Consider the following 20794-nt stretch of genomic DNA (forward strand, 5'->3'; position numbering starts at 1 on the left):
GCTTTAAAAGCTTTCCGTAGGAAAGCTCGCTTCGGAAGCATAACCTCCGCGGATTTCTACATTAATCATAAGTTTTTATTAAGAAATCCGGGGCGGTGGCGATGGGAAGCACCATCCGACTGCGTAGTGGCGCTTCGTTCACTTCTCTAGTTCAGTCTTATTTAGCGTTTTAACAAATGGTCAGCGCTTGGGCAAGAAGTCGTTTGTGAAGGCTTTATCGACTTCCAAAGGCTTGCTGAGCAGCTTGCGTTCGTACATCCAGTCCGAATAGTTTTGCCATACCTCCGCTTTTTGCACACCCCATTGTGCGGCATCGTCCTGATAACGCGGGCTCAGCCATTTTTGGCTGGCAATTACCAGTTTTTTATCCAGCTCCGGTACAGCTTTGCTTAAAATGTCCGCGGCTTCTTCCGGATGAGCGATAGTGTATTCATAGCCTTGTGCGGTAGCATCCATGAACGCTTTAACCAGCTCGGGATCATTTTTTATCGTTTGTTCGTTGCTCACAATTACAGGCGTATAGTAATCGAGGCTTTTGGAATAATCTTTTACATACAGCATATCCAGAGGCTCACCTCGAAGCTGGGCCTCGATTCCGGTCCATGCGTAGAAAATCCAGGCAAAGTCGATATCCCGCTTCACGGCTGTAAAATAGTCTGCATTGCCCATGTTGACGATCTTCACTTTGCTCACATCGCCTTTGTCTGAATCCATGATGGATTTCATGACCGCTTCTTCTACGGGAGAGCCCCAACCGCCGTATTTTTTACCTTCAAAATCTTTCGGGCTTTTAATTCCGCGATCTACCGGGGCTGCGAAGCCTGAGGTATTATGCTGAATCACCGCAGCGATGGATACAAGCGGCACACCTTGCGTGCGGGCCTGTGTGACGCCTTCTTGGTAGCTGATACCAAAAGGTGCAGCATTAGAAGCAACCATTTGATCGGCTCCGCCTGAACCAGGTTGAACAATTTGGACATTCAAACCTGCTTTTTCGTAAAATCCTTTGTCCTTGGCGACATAGAGTCCCGTATGATTCGTATTGGGTGTCCAGTCGAGCACGATTTTAACATCTTTGAGCCCCTTTGCCGGAGTAGACGTTTGAGTGTCGGTAGCGGAAGCTGCTTCTTGGGATGTAGGGGGACTTCCACCGCAAGCGGTCAGGGTCAGGGCCATGAGCCACAGACTGATCAGTCCCAGGCTTAATATTTTCATGCGCTTCATCGTTAGTGTTCTCTCCTTTTGATTACCCGTTATCCATCCAATCAGACAGCTTAAGTTTCCCATTTTCATAAAAATAACATCTGCCGGACGCGATCTTTCCAACAACTTAATCCTCAACAAAAAAGCGCCCCGAGTTTCCGGGACGCTTGCGCTTGTATATACCAAAGTAAGGGATGGTCCTATGTAAAGAAGGCACATCTTGCTTAAGCATTCCTACGCTGGCATTACCCAGATCAGGTTGTAAGGGTCAGTGTCTTGGGACACACTCTCAGCCGGCCGATTCCAGCACCCCTGGCATTGTATGGTTTAATGGGTTCATTTATTCGGGTTTACTACGACGATTATATGCTTTGAATGCGGGTCTGTCCAGCATGAAGGGAGAGATAACGGTTCATTTGCCGAACGACAGGGTACACTTTTACTGTGAGCTTTGATCTGAAAATGAGTATGAATCAATCCGATTCGATCCGGTCATGTTATTTTCAGAACAGCTGCGCAGGTAGGTTCAGATGGGCTGGTGCCCAATGGCATGGCCGTAGAGAATTCTAATTCGTGAAAAGGAGTTGTTGTACTGTGGGTAAAACGGAAACATTGGATCGCAACCAACTGGAACAAGCCATTGTGAAGGCTTTGGATAACAACAAATTTTGTTCGTTAGGTACGGTAGAGGGTGGCAAACCGAAAGTACGCTATATGGCCCTTTTTAACGATGGAATGAACATTCATCTGGCGACAGATCGCAAAACGCATAAAGTGGATGAGCTAAAGGACAATCCGAATGCTTATCTGCTGCTGGGTTATGAGGTTGGCGGTACGAAGGAAGTTGTAGAAGTGGAGGCTACCGTCCAGATTACAGCTGATGAGGGGCTGCGCAAACAAGTGTGGAACGATTCCTTGAAGGAATGGTTCTCCGGACCGGATGATCCCGATTATGTCATTCTGGACGTGAATCCGACTCGCATTGAGTATGTGGGTCAGCAAACGGAGCGCCAGGTGTGGAAGAAATAATACGAATATAAATGGATAAACCAGTGAATCTCCGAGTTTTTATTAGGAGGTTTGCTGGTTTTTTTATGTTTGAGAAAAATAATTATTTTTTCATAAATAATTTTAAGTAAATGACTACTTTTTTGTCTGGCGTTGGATTAAAATAGAAATGGTGGGTTCAAGGCTTACATATATGTGCAAAAGTATGTATATGAGGCATACACCTTAATGAGGAGGGGTATATTTTGTTATTACGTAAAAATTGGTTTAAAGGGTTTACAGCAGCAGTTGTAGCTTGTAGCATGCTGGTGTTTTCGGCCGCTCCATCTTGGGCAGCTAACAAATCCCGCGATGAAGCTACGGTGAATCTGCGGATCATGGAAACAACGGATATTCATGCGTCCCTGATGAACTACGATTACTACTCGGACAAAGAAACCAACGAATATGGCTTGATTAACACAGCCGGACTAATCCAACAGGCGCGTAGTGAAGCGAGAAACAGCATGTTGTTCGATAACGGTGATTTATTGCAGGGCAATCCATTAGGTGATTATATGGCCAGAAATAAAACCTTCGAGAAAGAAGGCGGCGTCCATCCGGTCTACAAGATGATGAACTTGATGGGCTATGATGCGGCTACAGTGGGCAACCACGAATTCAACTATGGTCTAGGCTTTCTGGAGAAATCGCTCAAGGGAGCCGATTTCCCTTACGTAAATGCGAATGTTTATGTTGACAAGGGGGGTCAAGCTACTAAAAATTATTTTACCCCTTATCAGATTCTTGATAAAACAGTAACGGATGAAAAAGGTGATCAGCATACACTCAAAGTGGGTGTAATCGGCCTGGTAACACCTCAAATTATGCAATGGGATGAAGCCAATTTAAAGGATAAGGTCGTTACGAAGGATATTGTGGAAACGGCGAAAAAGTTTATTCCTCAAATGAAAACGGAAGGTGCCGACATTATTGTCGTGCTTGCGCACACAGGTTATGAGGATGTGCCACAAACGCCAATGATGGAGAATGCTGTTAAATATTTGAGCCAGGTGGAAGGAATTAACGCGATTCTGTTTGGGCATGCTCATAAATCTTTCCCAGGCCCTGATTTTAAAGATATGAAGGGTGTAGATCTGGATAAGGGAACCATTAATGGCGTACCGGCCGTGGAAGCTTCTTCATGGGGCAAGGATTTGGGCATTATTGACCTGACTCTGGAAAAGGAAAAGAGTGAATGGAACGTAATCGACTCTCAGTCTCAAGTGCGTCCGGTAGTGAGTACTACCAATCAGACTGTGAAGTTTACGCCTGAATTCAAACTGATTGATGCGGTCAAAGAAGAGCATCAAGGAACGCTGGATTATATTCGCCAGCCTGTAGGAACAACGACGGCGCCAATTACCAGCTATTTTGCATTAGTGCAGGACGACCCTTCCATTCAAATTGTGACGAATGCACAGAAATGGTATGTTCAAAACCATCTTAAAGGAACTGAATACGAAAATCTTCCAGTATTGTCGGCAGGCGCTCCATTCAAGGCCGGCGGTCGAAACGGAGCCGAGTATTACACTAATATTCCTGAAGGTACGGTAGCGATTAAAAACGTGTCCGACCTGTATGTGTACCCGAACACGGTTCATGCTGTAGAAGTGACCGGTGCTGAAATTCAGGAATGGCTGGAGTGGTCTGCGGGTCAGTTCAACCGTATTGATCCAAAGCAAACTGAGGAGCAATCGCTGATCAACAAGGATTTCCCAACCTACAATTTTGATGTCATTGATGGTGTGAATTATCAGATTGATGTAACGCAGCCTGCACGGTATGATGCCAAGGGAACTATTATTGATTCTTCAGCGCATCGTATCAAGGATCTGCAATACAATGGAAAGGCTATAGATCCTGCACAGAAATTTATCGTAGCCACCAATAACTATCGTGCTTCCTCATCCAAACTGGCCAACCCAGATGGCAAACGAATTGTGATGGCAGCACCGGATGAAAGTCGTCAAGTCGTTGTTGACTATATCCGTACGAACGGAACGATTAATCCATCGGCGGATGGCAACTGGTCTATTGCTTCTTTTGGTCAGGCAAAGGTTACTTTCGAGTCCTCTCCTGATGCCAAAGACGTGCTGGCAGGCAATCAACAAATTTCATACTTGAGCAGCGCGGCAGACGGTTTTGCCAAATACAGCTTAAAAGCTGGCGCTAAGCCTAGTACAGCAACGACTTCTGTAAAGGAAGCTGTGGCTCCCGCGAAAGCAACAGCAAAGCCAGCTGTTAAAACGACCAAACCGGCGGTTGTTAAACCAGCTAAAACAACAAAGCCAAAGGCATCCAAATAACTTCGAATTTTAGTTTTCGTTTAATATCAGAATGAAGCAGCAAGTCTCTTTAACCAAGAGATTTGCTGCTTTTTTTAATATCAAAAAACAGCCCCGAATTATTATGAGTGTAAAAAGGTTTTGTTTTTGTCGAATATGTACTTAAGTCCTAAGTTATCGTTAAAAAAAGCTGCTTTTTTGTAAAAAAACGTAATTATATAGTACTTTTGTTCTAGTTATTTGTGATATAATGGTGAAAAAACCGGAAAATTGTTCCGAGGAGGACCATTATGACATGCAGCAATTGCAGCATCATATTACCTATAAAGGATCAAGGATTGCTTAGAATTAGGTATTCCAGGGTGTCGCTTACTCCAGCATTAGATGGTTTGGGTATGCTATCGGAACAAATGAAGCAGCAACATGAGCGTGAGGGCGGCATAGAGTTTCGCTATGAGAGCCGTTCAGAGTTGGAACAGCTGGTTAACGGACTGGCTCGTCTGCCGCAGGAATACTTGAACCATATACAAGTTGTGGTGACTGGCTTGCATCATGTCGAAGGATATGAGGACTGGCTTTTATTTAGTCAATTGCAAGCCAGACTGCAACATCCGGATATCGTGAGTATTATTAAGGATCAAAGTTTTTCCAGCCATATGCAGCCTATTGTTGACCACAAGCTGGATATTATCGGGTTTGAGTTTTTGCTGCGTCCGTCACATGCGGAAAGACCTTTTCAGCCTTTCCGACTGTTTGAAATCGCCCGTGAAGCTGGCTTGCATGCTCATCTGGATCGCTCGGCTCGTTTTTCCGCTATTGAAAAAAGTGCAACATGCCTTCCGGCGGGGATTAAACGTTTTATTAACTTTCTCCCTTCCACCATTTATAATCCGGCTTATTGCTTGAATCACACCTTTGAGACGATTGATCGGTTATCCATGAGTACGAAGGATTTTGTATTTGAGGTCGTAGAAACGGAAGAGATAGACGACCTTAATTTTTTGCATCATATCTTTGAGCAATATCGTAATCGAGGAGTTTCAGTTGCCCTGGACGATGTGGGGGCAGGCTATTCTACGACAGAGCTTATGAATTGCCTTCAGCCGGATTATGTCAAAATTGACCGTAGTATAATTGACGGCTGTCATAGTAACAGTAATCAGAAACGGCAAATCACAGGAATTGTAGAATCGGCTTTTCGTTTTGGAGGCCAAGTGTTGGCTGAAGGAGTAGAGCAGATAGAGGATTTTGAATTTTGTCGTGAAGCAGGTGTGTCACTGGCTCAGGGTTATTTGTTTGGCAAGCCGGAGCCCGGTCCGCCCTCCAATTTTATGCTTAGCAGCGTAATATAGTCAGGAACAAATTTAAGTAGATGTAGTTTATAAAAATTGGAGCTTAAATAAGGCTGTCGTATAAGCATTAATGTAAAAAACGCGAGTGCAGAGGTTATTTCACCCCTGCAACTCGCGTTTTTTGGTCATGCTTGCCCACCTGAACAAGCTCTGGCAAGCAAAGCCATCCAGTCTCCAATTTTACTTGGTAAGGGACGTTAAAAGCCCGGAAGCAGTTTACGACCGTTTTTTTTAAAAGTAAAGATTGACGTTTTGAAGACAATTGGATACAGTGTACTATATAGGAAACAATGTTTCATTTATGATACACTGTATCTATATTAGGTAAAAGGTTTAACAATACAGGGAGGACAACCAAAATGAAAGCAGTGCAACTGAAAAACGGTTTTGGCTTTGAAGAGTTAACCTTGATGGAACTTGACACACCGGTGCCGGGACGGCTGGAAGTTCTGATCCGCATAAAGGCAGCGTCCCTCAATTACCGTGATTTGGTAGTTATCAACGGAGTCATGCCGATCGGCATTCAATTTCCCTTCATTCCGTTATCCGATGGAGCGGGTGAAATTGTAGCTGTGGGCGAAGGGGTGACAAAATTTCAGGTTGGACAAAGGGTAGCGGCAAATTTACAACAGAAATTCATTGGCGGGAGCACGAGAGCGGAGGTCTTAAAGGACAGTCTGGGAGGCCCGCTCAGTGGAGTGGCGGCTGAATATATCGTTCTGCATGAAGAAGGGGTCGTCGCCATTCCGGATCATCTATCTTGGGAGGAGGCTTCCACTTTGCCGATTGCGGCATTAACCGCATGGAGCATGCTGATGGAATCCGGTGGGCTACGAGCGGGAGATACGGTGCTCTTGCAAGGAACAGGCGGTGTTTCCATCTTTGGGCTTCAATTCTCTCTGATGGCGGGAGCACGGGTAATTATCACATCGAGCAGCAATGACAAGCTGGAACGGGCAAAGGCTCTCGGCGCATGGCAGACAATCAACTATTCGGAGGTTCCAGAGTGGGATAAGGTAGCTCTGGAGCTGACAGGCGGCGGAGTCGACCATGTTCTGGATGTAGGGGGAGCGGCAACAATGGCGCAATCCATCAATGCACTTCGTACTGGTGGGACTGTGAGCATGGTCGGATTCTTATCGGGCTTGACCATTCCTGAGTTCGATGTCACCAGCATTTTGCAGAAGGCTGCGACGATTCGCGGCAGCCAGGTTGGTAACCGGGAACATTTCGAAAACATGAATCGTGCCATTTCCCGCCATCGTTTACATCCTGTCATCGACCGGGTATTCCCGCTCAGCCGAATCGGCGAAGCCTTCGCACTTTTGGCTGAAGGAAAACAGTATTTCGGTAAAATCGTCGTTCAAATATAAATGAGCATTTTGCATAAATCCCAAGAGCGATTTCAAATCAGTAATATATAGATCGAAACGGTTTAGTTCGTCTATATAGTGTACTTTCGAGCGTTGGGAATTGAATTATGCAAAATGCTGAAATATTATTCAAATCACATAGGAGGCACTCTAATGCCCAGTAAACCTGATTTATCTGTCAAAGATTCTCAAGAAAGAAAGAATAAAAAACCGCGTAAGTGGGTACGCAGAACCGGATTATCGCTGCTGTCGGTAATCCTTCTGGGAGTGGTTATTTTTATGCTCATCCCTTCCCCTGTACAGCCTGCAAAATGGCTTGCACCTTCGGCCCCCTCTTTTGAACAAGCGGGTCCATGGCAACAAAACAACAAACTCAGCTCCGCCGAGCTTGTTACAGATGCCCCTAAGTTTCCGGAATTTATCACCTTTGACAAGGAAGGAAATTTATATACGGGAGACTCCGACGGGAAAATTTATAAGGTTGCCTTTGATACAAAGGGCAATCCGCAAAAGGCCCAGCTATATGCAGATACCAAAGGAACGCCCAATGGACTTATGTTTGACGCAAGTGGAAATCTGATCGTTACGGATGTTAAGAAGGGGCTACTGTCGGTAGATCCTTCCGGAAACGTGACGGTGTTGGCCAATCAAGTCGACGACACACCGATCTATTTGGCCAACGAACTGGATATTGCCAAAGATGGTACTATTTATTTTTCTGACACCTCCAATTATGGCAGTGTAGTCTTCAAAGAAATCGCCGAGAACAAGCCGCATGGACGTTTGCTGAAATATGATCCAGCGACCAAGCAGACGACAGTTCTGTTGGAAGGCCTTTATTTTGCGAACGGGGTTGCCTTGTCTGCGGACGAAGATTTTGTACTTGTGGCAGAGTCGTATCACTACCAATTGACCCGATACTGGCTCAAAGGGCCGAAGAAGGGGACTTCGGATATTTTTGCGGATAATCTCGCCGGTTTTCCGGATAACATTACGCGTGATGATCAAGGCCATTTCTGGGTCGGTCTCTTCACGACACGTATTCCCTTTGTAGATCAGATGCATGGAAGCCCGTGGCTGGCTGGAATGATGGCCAAATTGCCTCAATCGCTGCTTAGCGGTGCAAGCGCACCTGTGAAGCATGGACTTGCTGTGGAGCTTAATCCGCAGGGTAAATTCATCGGAAGCTGGCATGATCCTGAAGGCTCGCTTTATGGGGTAACCACGGCTGTAAACCATGACGGATATTTATATATAGGTACAGCTCCTGGAGGCAGCCAGGGTGTTCATCGAGTGCTTTTAACCAAATAAGCTTGGGGAGGGTTTAACATGATATTGGATGAGTTGAAATTATCCTGGAAAGCGAAGGAAAGCCTGGCCGGGAAAGTAGCTTTGGTAACAGGCGCAAGCAGCGGCATTGGGGCATCGATTGCAAAAAAACTGGCAAAGCGTGGCGCGTATGTAGCTGTATTGGCGCGCCGTCAGGAGCGATTGGATGAATTGGTTCGCGACTTGCACCAAGAGGAATTGTATGAGGTCATGGCAATACCTGCCGATATCCAAAAGGCTGAAGACATACAGCAGGCGGTCCACGCCATTCTTGAACGCTGGGGGCGGCTTGACATTATCGTTGCCAATGCCGGCTTCGGGTATCGAAGTCCGCTGGCAGAGGTGGAACTGGAACGCTGGGAGGAGCTTTACAAGACGAATGTGCACGGTCTTGTCCTGACACTGAAGTACGGACTTCAGCCAATGAGGGAACAGGCCAAGGGGGATGTTGTCATTGTCTCCTCTATTGCAGCGAAGGAAGTGGTTGCCGGAGGAGGACTATACAGCGCTACCAAGTACGGCGTTAGCGCCATAGCCTCTGCATTGCGTTTGGAGACCAGTACGCAAGGAATTCGTGTAACTGCGATTCACCCCGGGGCGGTGGCGACGGAGTTTTCGCAGGTGGCCGGATATCCCGAGCAGGAAATTCGGGCGTTTGCTTCGAGCGTTTTGCCGCTGCATCCCGATGATGTTGCAGAAACTGCCCTTTATGCACTAGAGCAGCCGGAGCATGTCAATATTCCAGAGTTGACCATTATGCCTTCGAGGCAGGTCCAGCGGTTCAAATAGAGCGATATTTATTCTGACACAAACCGGGTGACCGGGTATGGTCATCGCCGATGCCGGGTATGGCGGCGAGAGGGCTCGTGCCTTCGCTTGACCATAACCTGCTCAAATGGGTGAGCATGAACCAAAGCGCGAGCTACGGGGGGGAATAACCCTTGCACTCGCGCTTTTTTATACTAATGATGAAGCGTGACTGTCCAATAAAGTTTAAAACCACTTTGGGACAGCTCCATTTACTATAGAGGAGACCATATCCCGTAACATTTTGGCCCCACGTTCGCTCATCCAGTCATCGTGAGCACAGCTATAGTGTAATGACGTACAGACCTAGCGGCGTAGTTGCGCTACCTGCAACCATGAAGCTGAGAGAATAGCTGGATCTGCCGGGGGGAACGCTGATATCAGCTAATCGGCATACCTTGGTATTATCTCGTAGCAAAGGGATACCATATACACGATCATCCACGCGTACAGCCCCGGCGAACGCGCCCCCACGTGGATTCGCGTAGATTCTGACGATACGTACCTCGTCACTGTCGTTAACGATGGGAATGGTCGCGTTGTATATGGTTCCGAATTGTCCGCGATTATCTAGCGCAGGCCCCAGCTCGCTGCGTGCCCCGGTAAACAGCAGATCGGCAGGAGCCTCACCGTTCAGCTTTTTGGTGGCACACGCCCGATAGTTTGCGCTCTGTCCCACCACGTACTCTGGCATCCGCGCATTCGTTTCGGAAAAGGACCACACCCCTCGTGGATGCGCCTGTGGTGGAGGTACGGGAGGAAGCGCATCCATATGAATCTGGCGCAGATCGGTCTGCGTGTCCTTGCTGATCACGGTGCGAATCACATAATCCAGCGTACCGTGGCCTTCAGCAAATTCTACGGTAAGGTCATAGATGAATCCGGCCAGCGATCCCTCGGGCAGCTCAAATTCCTCCAGCAGAGCGGTGCCTTTGCCGAATTTATGACGGTCTGCTGGCCTCACACGTTCCATCGTACCCGCCAAACAGCTTTTGGCAATAGACTGCCCGACATCAATAATCCAGTTGCCGTCCTCAGGCACAATCTTAAGAGCGCGTTCAATATGGCGTACTTCCAGTTTAGCAGCGCTCCTGTTCTCTACAGTGATGCCCAGTTTAACAGGGCTGTCGATTTTGTTATAATGCCAGCCGAAAATGCGATGTTTGACTGTTCGGGTTGTCGAGCGAACCATGTCATGCCACAGGGTGGCTTGCTCGGTAGGTACCGTCACATGGGTAAGCGTCTCCGGGTTATCGCTAAGCATCAGGCGGCGTGTTCCGCCCTCAGTGGCTGACTCCACATCCACATGGATGTTGGGCGGGATCACGGCAGTTTCCACAATCAGATCCTTTGGCTCCTTGGATCGATGGTTCATGTAAATTCCTCCTTTTATTCAAAAGTGGGTACATGTATATGGGCAGTTCATAAATATAGGTAACGCCAGATCCATTTATACAACCTGTTTTACAAAATATTTTTTTAAAATAAACCTCCGCAGATTATAGCGGTTCTGCTAATGCGTCGAAGCAAGCTTACAAGACTCTTGTTCCCAATCACCAACGATTCGCAGCCAGGTATTGCGTGTATGTTAAGAGCATAAGCTATTGGATGTACAGAGAAGCTACAGGAGGGAAACATGCCTAAAAAAATATGGTGGAAGGAAGCCGTTGTATATCAGATTTACCCGATCAGTTTTCAGGATTCTGACGGAGACGGTAAAGGGGACTTGCGAGGCATTTTGTCCAGGTTGGATTATTTGTGTGAACTGGGTATTGATGTTATCTGGATTTGTCCGGTATATAAATCGCCCAATCACGATAATGGATATGATATTAGCGATTATTATGCCATTATGGATGAGTTTGGAACAATGGAGGATTTTGACGAACTGCTTCACCAGGCGCATGAACGAGGTATCAAAATCATGATGGATTTGGTATTAAACCATACATCGGATGAGCATCCGTGGTTTACGGAGTCACGCTCGTCCAAGGATAATCCGAAGCGGGACTACTACATATGGCGAACAGGCAAAAATGGCGGATATCCGAACAACTGGGAATCGTATTTTTCTGGCTCAGTGTGGAAATATGACAAGCTTACAGACGAATATTACATGCATCTATATTCCGAGCATCAGCCGGATCTGAACTGGGAAAATGAAGAGATGGTGGGCGAGCTCTACCGCATGGTGGAATGGTGGCTGAAAAAGGGAGTCGATGGCTTCCGTTTTGACGCTATTGCCCATATTGTCAAAGCCGAAGGGCTGCCGGATGCCGATAATCCCGACAAACGAACCTTGGTACGGGCTTATCAGCTCTTTTCCAATCTGGAACAGGTACATGTGCTTCTACGGATGCTGAATGAAAAGGTGCTGGAATGTTATCCCTTAATGACAGTTGGCGAAACGTCTGGCTTAGGACCGGAACAGGCGCTTGATTATGTGGGAGACCAGCGGCATGAATTGAATATGGTCTTCCAGTTTGAACACATGTTTATTGATGCACAAGGGCTAGGGACGGAAAAATGGAAATCCAAGCCATGGACGCTGGTGGAGCTGAAAAAAATAATGAGCAGTTGGCAGACAGTGCTTCATCAAGAAGGATGGAATGCCAATTATCTCAACAATCATGATCAACCTCGGGCTCTCTCCAGATTTGCGAATGATGGACAATATCGTGTGGAATCCGCCAAAATGCTGGCAACCTTCACACATATGCTTGAGGGTACGCCTTATATTTATCAGGGTGAGGAAATTGGGATGACGAATATTGCATTCCCGTCGATTGATGATTATCGGGATGTGGAAACGTTAAACTATTATGAGCAGCAACGAAAGATTGGTGAGCCGGAGGAGCAGATTATGGCGGCAATCTGGCGAAAAAGCCGGGATAATGCACGCACTCCTATGCAGTGGGATGCTGGTCCTGCGGCCGGATTTACCGATGGAGAGCCGTGGATGAAGATTAACGATAACTACACACACATTAATGCAGAGGCTGAAAGAAATAATCCAGGCTCGATTTTCCACTATTATCGTAAGTTGATTGCTCTGCGCAAACAACATGAGGTCATAGTCTATGGCGAATACAAGCTTCTGTTGCCACTGGATACAGAGCTGTATGTATTCACTCGTATGTTGGGAAAAAAGCGTTTGCTGGTCATTTTGAATTTCTTTGACCGTGATCCGGTGTTCCACTGGCCCGAAGGTGAGGAGCTTCCTGCCGCCAAGGCGGAACTACTTCTCTCCAACTACGAACCGGTACAAGGGGAACAACTGCATGCCTTGAAGCTGCGGCCTTATGAAGCCAGAGTGTATAAGCTAACCATGCATTAGGCTTTGCTATCTTTAGAATGGTAAAAGGAAGGGAAGGCCCATAGAGCCTTCCCTTCCTTGGAGTAAACTAAAAAGCCCAATCCACACTGGCTACCATGGGCAGGTGTGGATCGGGCTCATTATGATATGGTCTCATTAAATGTAGTTACTTTTTAGTGATAATGTTTCACCTTAAGGTCGTCTAGACTTTTAAACTCATACCCTTGCTTGCGAGCCTCGTCGATGATAGAAGCAAGCGCCTCGGCATTATCCTTGGATACGGAATGGAGCAAAATGACCGCTCCAGGGTGGAGCTGCTGCATGACTTGACGATAGGCATAGTCCGTTCCTTGCTGAATTTTTGTGTCCCAGTCCTTGTAAGCCACAGACCAGAATACGCTCGTATATCCGGCTTCTCGACAGGAAGCCAATGCTTTTTCACTAAAAATGCCGCGAGGCGGCCGGACATATTTCATTTCTTTTTGCCCGGTTAGCTCTGCCGATGCATTTCGTACCCGATCCAGCTCAGACCGGATCTCTGCCGAAGAAATGGTGCTCATATCAGGATGGCTCCATGAATGGTTGCCGATAATATGGCCCTCACTCGCCATGCGTCGCATCAAAGCTGGCTGGTCTTTTACAAAATGCCCCGTCACAAAGAAGGCGGCCGGAACCCTTTTGGCCTTCAATACATCCAGCACTTTCGGAGTATACCCATTCTCATAGCCGTTGTCGAAAGTGAGAAATAATTCTTTTTTAGTCGTATCCCCCAGAAAGATGCCACCTTGTCTTTCGATCAGGTGCATAAAGCCTTCTTGTGCGATGGAAGGCAGCTCCCCTCCTTTACTTTTTTTAAACCCAAAATGATAAGGCTGTCCGTCAACAGTCTGAGTAGCCCATGCGGGTACCGCCGTAACTGCCAACATACCCGTTACTGCAATGCATAGCCACAAGGTAAATATTCGCTTCATCTATTTTCCTCCGCTTTCGTCCCGTTCGGGTAAGGTGTGTATGCTTCGACATATTTCATACCATCTGCAATATCGTACTGATTTATGCAAGGACATGCTTTGACCGAATGTAAAACTCATATTGACATGAATATTAAATCGAAGTAGTATACTTTATAAAACTCACTAGAATACTCGGATTTAATTCGATCGTTTATGCCGAAGAAAAGCATCAGTTCAGAATATCTTACATACTTGTAAGAACGGAAGGAGTTAGGACTCATGATTGAACTTAGGAATGTATCTAAAACCTACGTGAGAAAAGGCCTAAGTATTGAAGCGTTAAAAAATATAAATATCAAAGTGGATAAAGGAGACATCTTCGGATTTATCGGATTCAGTGGCGCAGGGAAAAGTACGCTAATCCGTTTGGTCAATCGTCTTGAGAAAGTAACCAGCGGAGAGGTTCTTGTTGAAGGGGAACAGTTAAATACCTATTCTACCTCTGGACTGCGGAAGGTAAGGAAGAAGATTGGAATGATTTTTCAGCATTTTAATCTGCTGGAATCAAAAACGGTGTTCGACAACATTGCAATTCCGTTGGTGCTGCTTAAGCGCAACAAACGCGAAATAGAGGGGCGTGTGAAAGAGCTTTTGGCGTTCATAGGATTGTCGGACAAGGCGAACAGCTATCCCAACGAGCTTTCCGGCGGACAAAAGCAACGTGTCGGGATTGCACGGGCGCTTGCGAGCAACCCGTCCATTTTGCTCTGTGATGAGGCGACCTCGGCACTTGATCCGCAGACCACGCAGTCTATTCTCGACTTGCTTCGCAAAATCAACAAGGAATACAAGATCACCATATTGATCATTACCCATGAGATGTCGGTGATTCAGCGAATTTGCAACAAGGTTGCCGTAATGGAAAAAGGGGAAATCATCGAGCAGGGCAATGTCCTGGAGGTATTCGGACAGCCGCAGCACCCAACGACGCAGAGCTTTGTACGCACGGTCATTCACGATGCAGTACCCGAGAGTGTGCTACAAACGTTCGAACAGCAAGAATCACAGCGGATTTACAAGCTGGAATTTATAGGACAGGTTGCTTCTGATCCGGTGGTTCATGAATTAATTCGGCAGCATGATATCCATGTGAACATTTTGTTTGCCAATATGACGGAGATTCAAGAAACGACGATTGGCTATATGACAATCCAACTGCGTGGTGGGCAGCATTCCATTCAGCAGGCTGTTGATTTTATCAAGAGCAAAGGAGTCCATATTCAGGAGGTAGAGAGTCTATGATGATTACAGGAACCACGATAACCTGGGATCAACTGTGGGAAGCTTTGTATGAATCCGTGCTCATGGTCAGCATATCCTTATTCATTGGCGCCCTGATCGGTATCCCTATCGGTATTTTACTCGTCATCACACGCCCGGGCGGAATTCTGGAGAACAAATGGCTGCACAATATTTTGAATCCGATCATTAACATTGTTCGTTCCTTACCGTTTATTATCTTGCTGATTGCGATCATTCCGTTAACCCGTCTGATTGTGCATACATCCATTGGGACCAGCGCGGCAATTGTCCCCTTGATTATATATATTGCGCCATATATCGGAAGGCTGGTCGAAAACTCGCTGTTGGAGGTGAATCCGGGGATATTGGAGGCAGCAGATGCGATGGGGGCGACCCCGTTCCAGGTCATTCGATACTTTTTGCTTCCTGAGGCATTCAGTTCTCTGATTTTGTCGTTAACGACAGCAGCCATTGGTCTGATTGGTGCTACTGCTATGGCTGGTGCGGTCGGCGGAGGCGGAATTGGCGATCTGGCGATCGCATATGGCTATCAACGTTTTGATACGCTGGTTATGCTGATTACCGTCATCATTCTAGTCTTGTTTGTACAAGGTGTTCAGTCCTTGGGGAACCTATTGTCCCGTAAAGCACGCAGGGGTTAAATTAGATGTTTTTTTTCACCTATTGTCTGTTCATAGCTTGTAATTTTATAATCCATGCGTTCCAATACGTTGTTCATATCTTTCATTTTTGCAATGAGCTGCTTGCGCTGCTCTATTAGGAGTTCTTTTCTCGCATACATTTAATATATTCAACCCATCTGCAATCTTCTTCCGTGTAATCTCTGATGCCACTTTTATTACGGTTCACACGCGGAATAAGTCCGATGCGTTCATAATAGCGGAGTGTATCCTGAGATAGTTCGAATTTTTTGCTTACTTCTGCGATCAACATGCAGACTTCACCTCCTGATTTCTGATCAAGAAACGCCCTATGTAAATGGATAGGGCGTTCTTGTCGTTTCTTATTTCGAAACTGTCATTTCATCCATATTTACTGGGCGCCAACTACCGGATGAGGAACATACGGCTCTTCCAGCAATGCGATTTCTTCAGGTGTTAACGTAATCGAAAGAGCAGCTACTGCATCTTCAAGATGAGACGTTTTTGTAGCACCGATAATCGGAGCTGTTACCGGTTCTTTCTGTAGCAACCAGGCAAGTGCGATTTGAACGCGGGGAACTCCACGTTTTTCTGCGATGGCCGCAACCTGCTCCACGATCAATCGATCGGTATCTGCAGTCGCATCGTATTTAGATTTTGCCACTTGATCGGTTTCGGAACGATGTGTTGTTTCCTGCGCATCACGCGTCAATCTTCCACCTGCAAGTGGGCTGTATGGAATCACACCGATTTTTTCTTCCTTACAAAGCGGCAGCATCTCTCTCTCCTCTTCACGATATAAGAGGTTTAAATGATTTTGCATCGATACAAACCGGGTCCATCCATTCTTCTCAGCTATATGCAAAGCCTTTAGAAACTGCCATGCGTACATGGCAGAAGCTCCGATATATCTTGCCTTCCCAGCCTTCACAACATCATGTAATGCTTCCATCGTCTCCTCAATAGGGGTAGTGTAATCCCAGCGATGAATTTGGTACAGATCCACATAATCTGTCCCCAGTCGCTTAAGGCTCTTATCGATTTCACTCATAATAGCCTTTCGAGAAAGTCCCGCACCATTGGGGCCTTGATGCATACGGAAATGAACCTTCGTTGCAAGGACAATTTCATCTCGATTCGCAAAATCTTTTAAAGCCCGTCCGACGATTTCCTCGCTAGTTCCATCTGAATATACATTCGCGGTATCAAAAAAATTAAAACCTAGCTCCAAGGCATTTTTTATAATGGGACGACTGTGCTCTTCATCTAATATCCATGGATGAATCCATCGTTCTGCAACCCCAAAGCCCATACACCCAAGACAAAGCCGGGATACATCCAAGCCGGTATTTCCAAGTTTCACATAGTCCATTTGATTATACCTCGCTTTCCTAGATATTGTTTTCTTCAAATGTAGTCTACTCCAGCTACTTACACCGGATATTATTACATTTGGAGTTCACTCCAAGTCAAGCGATTTTGTTGCGTGATGCCTTCATATAGGACTAATTGTTCAGAATCGGTTCAGTGGGGTTTCGTATAATTCTCTTAGCATAGTTCCTTGGTTGCATAATACGTAGAACTAAACATGACTAAAGACTTTGATAAAACAGGATATATGCCAATAAATAGCGTCTAGGAGTGGAAATGTTGAAACTTATAAATCGAAATAAATGGATTGCATCTGCGATGGTATTGGGGATTGCTTCAGGCTCCATCGTATCTTTGCCTTGGCTGGGGGGCGCTCAGACTGCTTATGCAGCGACAGCAGATACACAAAGTGAAACTGGATTTGTAGCACAAGCTCGTACTTTGGGTTTGATGACAGGTGGGAATCAGGGCGATTTTATGGCACAAAAGAATTTGACCCGCGCTGAAGCGGCCAAAATTTTGTGCGGTCTGTTCCAGTTGGAAGTTAACAATCAGCCGCAGACTTCTTTTATGGATGTATCGTCCGATGCATGGGGCGCTCCCTATATTGAGGCCGTACGTGCAGCCGGGTATATGAGAGGTAACGGAGAACTCTTCCGTCCGGGGGATGCCATTACCAAGGAAGAACTGATTGTTTCGCTCGTACGTGCAATGCACTTGCAGGATACAAGTACTGCGGATGCACAGCAAAATGCAGTTCAGGTTGCCCGCTCTTACGGTCTGTTAACAGAGGATGCTTCTGCAACGGATTTGAAAAATCCATTGAACCGGGAGAGTGGTGCAGAAGTATTCGTCAGCCTGCTGGATCATCCGGTAGGAGAAGTGAAATCAGAGGGCAATACCGTTCGAATCGGAAATATCCCGTACCAGTTGGAAGGATCTTTGCAAGGCTTGTTTGGTGAAAATAACAAAGCTGTATTAAAAGGGGCAAAAATCGATCTTAACCGTAATTTGCGTACACTCACAGGTGTAAATAAGCTGGAAATTAACGCAGACGGTGGTGTATTTGACGGTAAGGGTGTGTCTTTTGATGGACGCCTGATCGTCAATGGTTCGGTAACCTTGAAAAACATGTCCTCCACAGGCGTATTAGAAATCAAAGGCTCAGGGACCCAGCCTGTATCGGCCATTTTGGAAAATACGGCATGGTCCGGTGTGGAGATTGGCTCTAAAGATGCACAATTAACAGCAAGCGGAACGACAAAGATTGACAACTTGACACTGAAAAATGATGCATCCATCGTGACCGAGGGGAATGCCGCGATTAGCCGCGTTTCGTTGCAACAGGGACTGGGCAAGTTACTGATTAGTGGTAGTATTGGTTTGTTGGATGCATCACAATATGTGGGCATTCCTTTTATTACGCTGGCTAAGGGAGCTACAATCAACCAGCTTAACCTGCCGGATCAAAAACAGCCGCAGGATGTTATCATTAACTATGATGCGGTGAAAGAAGCTGTTAGTCTCGTAAATGGTACGAAGAACTCATCCCCTGCTGGATCGGTTGTCACGGACACAGATAGCAAAGATAAGAAAAAACGTGACAGTGATATCGTCAGTATAGACCGCAGTCAGTTGGAGACGGAAGTCCATGCAGCCAAAGAACTGTTGGAGCGTGCAGGTGAGGGTGGACTGGATCAGGCGCTTTACACGGTCGCAGCGAAGGAAAACCTGTCCATAGCAATCAATCAGGCTATGCTGGTACTGAACAATACAGCAGCTACACAGGCAGAAGTAGATCAAGCACTCAGCACATTGAAACAGGATGTTTCTGTGTACACAGCCTCAGCCACAGAACCGGTGATTGGGACACAGGAATTAACTAGACTGGTTCAGTTAGCTTCGACTACCCTTGAACAAAACCGAATGGTTGGTGATGAATTTCCACCTCTTTGGGACGACTCACTAAGTCAAGCGATTCAATTTGGCAACAATGTGTTGGAAGGAAATGCGCCTCAAAATATTGTGGATCGGGAAGCAGAAAGCTTGCGTCGAGTAATAAAGGTATACAAAGCATCAGTAAAACTCAGAGATGCCTATCTGCATTTTGTCGATGTAACGGATCGTGTGGATAATTTGAAAACAGATAAAGCGCGTTACAAGTCCTTAGTAAGAGAAGGATCAAATGTATATGTGAATCCATTGGCTACAACTGAGCAGTTGGAAGAATGGACACAAAAAATAGATCTTGCTACAGAATCATTCTTGGCACTGCAAGCAGCGGACTTCTCGGTGCTTAAGAATACTTTACAAGAAGCGCAGGTTATCTACGATCAGAATGGTTCTCAAAATGCTGAACTAGATAACTTGATTCAGGAATATACAGAGAAGATGCACACTGCTATGACCCAGCAGGACGTATTGAACTTGAACATGGAGCTGAGTCAAAGGCTTACGGAGTTCACTGTGCCATTGCCTGCTACAACTCGGGAAAAACTGCAGCAGCTGGTTCAAGATATTCAACTAAAACTGCTGTCTAACCCTGTGGCTCGTAATTACTTGAATACGGAAATGCTGTCTTTAGAGCAACAAACAGGACAAGCCAACTTTGCACTCATTATGCCATTTACTCCTGAGGAGCAATTGGTCATCTCTTATAATCAATTAAGTCAGGCTAAAGGGACCTATCTTGAAAAATATAACGAGAAAAGACTACAATTGAGAGACAAAGTCATTGAAATGCAGACTTCGATCAATGGAATTTTGCTGCAAAATTCAGGCGCATTAAGCGCTGAGGCTCAGCAAGCCTTGTCTTCTGCTTCAGAGCATGCCTCTACTTTCTTAGGCTTGTCCAGCTTTGAATTACAAGACGTTGTTCCTGTATATGAGGAGCTGCAACAAGTACAGAGCCAGTATGCTGCACCTATAACGGTGGATACTACGTTGTTGAATCACAATATCAATTTGGCCAATAATGAAATTTTGACGTTCGGCCGTCATTATACGGAACAAGATAACGAAGAACTTCAAGGGCAGATTAATCTGGCAAACCTTGTGCTTAATAATCCGGATAGCACACAGGTACAGGTAGACCAAGCTAATACGGATCTGATTACAGCGTTTGCGAACTACCAATTCAAATGGATCGTAACTGATCTTGATATCAATGAGCTTAAGAACATTGCGAACAATCTGCTTACAGTAAATGGTACAGATCCTACGACGGTCTACTTTCACAGAGTAGTGGATGCATTCAATCGTTTGGACCAGTATTTGCCTATGCCAGAACTTAAGAAAAATTACATGGATCTGGAAGATGCGATTCAGGAGTATAAAGATTTTGTAGCCAGCCAGCAACAAAACAGCGGAACAGGAAGCAGTGACAGTAACGGTCGACCAACGCCGCCGAGCGATAGCGACGGGACAGGAAGCAGCGACAGCAGCAGTGGAGCAACACCGCCGAGCGATAGCAGCGGAACAGGAAGCGGCGACAGTAGCAGCGGAGCAACACCGCCGAGCGATAGCAACGGAACAGGAAGCGGTGACAGCAACGGTGGAGCAACACCGCCGAGCGATAACAGTGGAGACGATTCAAGCTCGATTCCTGGCGGTAGTATTGATGGCGTTATGATTCCTTAATAGGAGAGGCTAGAAACTACAAGTACGTATTGAAGGGGACGATTCCGCACAGATTTTATCTGCGGCGGGCGTCCTTTTTTGTATGGACAACGCTTCTAATGTAGCTGAATAGAATAACCGATACAAAAGATAGACGTTATTGAAAAGAGCGG

Annotated in this window: 14 protein-coding genes, 1 pseudogene and 1 riboswitch; of the genes and pseudogenes, 10 read left to right on the top strand and 5 right to left on the bottom strand. The window is 46.1% G+C overall.

From position 1 onward, the window contains the following. Window positions 1-180: 180 nt before the first annotated feature. The gene (locus NSQ57_RS02170; RefSeq protein WP_342425570.1) at window positions 181-1224 is read right to left on the bottom strand and encodes an ABC transporter substrate-binding protein; all 1044 of its coding nucleotides are present in this window, start codon (window positions 1222-1224) and stop codon (window positions 181-183) included. Window positions 1225-1417: 193 nt separating this feature from the next. After that, window positions 1418-1527, bottom strand: a riboswitch (TPP riboswitch). Window positions 1528-1797: 270 nt separating this feature from the next. On the opposite strand from NSQ57_RS02170, the gene NSQ57_RS02175 reads away from it, so the two are divergent. The 6 genes from NSQ57_RS02175 (at window position 1798) to NSQ57_RS02200 (ending at window position 9381) form a co-directional block, all read left to right on the top strand. Continuing rightward, complete coding sequence (locus NSQ57_RS02175; protein WP_029514695.1) at window positions 1798-2232, top strand: pyridoxamine 5'-phosphate oxidase family protein; 435 nt, start codon at window positions 1798-1800, stop codon at window positions 2230-2232. 224 nt (window positions 2233-2456) lie between these two features. Continuing rightward, the gene (locus NSQ57_RS02180) at window positions 2457-4559 is read left to right on the top strand and encodes a bifunctional 2',3'-cyclic-nucleotide 2'-phosphodiesterase/3'-nucleotidase (RefSeq protein WP_340931228.1); all 2103 of its coding nucleotides are present in this window, start codon (window positions 2457-2459) and stop codon (window positions 4557-4559) included. 269 nt (window positions 4560-4828) lie between these two features. Beyond that, the gene (locus tag NSQ57_RS02185; RefSeq protein WP_029514697.1) at window positions 4829-5890 is read left to right on the top strand and encodes an EAL domain-containing protein; all 1062 of its coding nucleotides are present in this window, start codon (window positions 4829-4831) and stop codon (window positions 5888-5890) included. A 359-nt stretch (window positions 5891-6249) separates the two neighbouring features. After that, window positions 6250-7263 carry an NAD(P)-dependent alcohol dehydrogenase gene (locus tag NSQ57_RS02190; RefSeq protein ID WP_069010760.1) on the top strand — a complete coding sequence of 338 codons (1014 nt, stop codon included), beginning with the start codon at window positions 6250-6252 and terminating at the stop codon, window positions 7261-7263. Between the two features lie 153 nt (window positions 7264-7416). Next, complete coding sequence (locus NSQ57_RS02195; RefSeq protein WP_029514699.1) at window positions 7417-8574, top strand: SMP-30/gluconolactonase/LRE family protein; 1158 nt, start codon at window positions 7417-7419, stop codon at window positions 8572-8574. A gap of 18 nt (window positions 8575-8592) precedes the next feature. Continuing rightward, window positions 8593-9381, top strand: a complete 789-nt coding sequence (locus NSQ57_RS02200) for an SDR family oxidoreductase (RefSeq protein WP_342425571.1) — start codon at window positions 8593-8595, stop codon at window positions 9379-9381. 301 nt (window positions 9382-9682) lie between these two features. Here the strand turns inward: NSQ57_RS02200 and NSQ57_RS02205 are convergent, their stop codons facing one another. Then, window positions 9683-10774: a hypothetical protein gene (locus NSQ57_RS02205; RefSeq protein ID WP_029514701.1), complete on the bottom strand. Its 1092-nt coding sequence runs from the start codon at window positions 10772-10774 to the stop codon at window positions 9683-9685. Window positions 10775-11035: 261 nt separating this feature from the next. Here NSQ57_RS02205 and NSQ57_RS02210 point away from each other — a divergent pair, with 261 nt between their 5' ends. Further along, the gene (locus NSQ57_RS02210; RefSeq protein ID WP_342425572.1) at window positions 11036-12736 is read left to right on the top strand and encodes an alpha-glucosidase; all 1701 of its coding nucleotides are present in this window, start codon (window positions 11036-11038) and stop codon (window positions 12734-12736) included. A 152-nt stretch (window positions 12737-12888) separates the two neighbouring features. Here NSQ57_RS02210 and pdaA read toward each other — a convergent pair whose 3' ends face one another. Beyond that, entirely contained in the window at window positions 12889-13686 is a 798-nt protein-coding gene (gene pdaA, locus NSQ57_RS02215) for a delta-lactam-biosynthetic de-N-acetylase (RefSeq protein WP_342425573.1), read from the bottom strand. A 261-nt stretch (window positions 13687-13947) separates the two neighbouring features. On the opposite strand from pdaA, the gene NSQ57_RS02220 reads away from it, so the two are divergent. Next, entirely contained in the window at window positions 13948-14970 is a 1023-nt protein-coding gene (locus NSQ57_RS02220) for an ATP-binding cassette domain-containing protein (protein WP_025722905.1), read from the top strand. Continuing rightward, a complete protein-coding gene (locus NSQ57_RS02225) occupies window positions 14967-15632 on the top strand; it encodes a methionine ABC transporter permease (RefSeq protein ID WP_029514704.1) in 666 nt (221 codons plus the stop codon). The genes NSQ57_RS02220 and NSQ57_RS02225 overlap by 4 nt, the downstream gene beginning before the upstream one ends. On the opposite strand, the pseudogene NSQ57_RS02230 reads toward NSQ57_RS02225, so the two are convergent. Together NSQ57_RS02230 and NSQ57_RS02235 are read right to left on the bottom strand one after the other, a co-directional pair. Next, window positions 15629-15924: pseudogene (locus tag NSQ57_RS02230) on the bottom strand (MerR family transcriptional regulator). The gene NSQ57_RS02225 and the pseudogene NSQ57_RS02230 overlap by 4 nt on opposite strands. 99 nt (window positions 15925-16023) lie before the next feature. Then, complete coding sequence (locus NSQ57_RS02235; RefSeq protein ID WP_342425574.1) at window positions 16024-17004, bottom strand: aldo/keto reductase; 981 nt, start codon at window positions 17002-17004, stop codon at window positions 16024-16026. Between the two features lie 275 nt (window positions 17005-17279). Here NSQ57_RS02235 and NSQ57_RS02240 point away from each other — a divergent pair, with 275 nt between their 5' ends. After that, the gene (locus NSQ57_RS02240; protein WP_342425575.1) at window positions 17280-20642 is read left to right on the top strand and encodes an S-layer homology domain-containing protein; all 3363 of its coding nucleotides are present in this window, start codon (window positions 17280-17282) and stop codon (window positions 20640-20642) included. Window positions 20643-20794: the final 152 nt, after the last annotated feature.

The organism is Paenibacillus sp. FSL L8-0502 (genome assembly GCF_038593055.1).
Lineage (GTDB): Bacteria > Bacillota > Bacilli > Paenibacillales > Paenibacillaceae > Paenibacillus > Paenibacillus polymyxa_D.